This window comes from Faecalibacterium sp. DFI.5.82, assembly GCF_029076575.1.
GTDB classification, from domain to species: domain Bacteria; phylum Bacillota; class Clostridia; order Oscillospirales; family Ruminococcaceae; genus Faecalibacterium; species Faecalibacterium duncaniae.
The window spans coordinates 1-332 of record NZ_JARFIS010000256.1 but is presented as its reverse complement, the minus strand read 5'-3'; the positions used below and the strand labels follow the sequence as shown (position 1 = coordinate 332).

At 61.4% G+C, this 332-nt stretch carries 1 protein-coding gene; it reads right to left on the bottom strand.

The window, feature by feature from the left end:
• The coding region (locus tag P0G09_RS16500; protein WP_275253202.1) for an ABC transporter permease at positions 1-332 on the bottom strand (332 nt) is incomplete at both ends.

The window sequence follows — 332 nt, the reverse complement described above, 5'->3', positions numbered from 1 at the left end:
AGGCTGAAAAGCCCGCCACGGCGGCAATGATCTGGTTCTCGGTCAGGCCAGAGAGAAACTCACACAATGCACTGGCCGCACTGCCCAGCAAAAAGTAGCAGAGCAGCCCCGCAAGGTTTGCGATCAGAGCAGACACGGTGCTGCCCAGCGCCCAGAGGATGAAGATCATCACCGCATCCACGGCGCAGGGCATAGCGAACACAGCCGCCATGGCAAAGAACTTGCCCAGCACGATGCCCCACACTGAAACCGGGCTGGTGAGCAGCAGCTGGTCGGTGCGGCTGTGGCGCTCCTCAGCCAGAGAGCGCAACTCCAGCACCGCGATATAGAGC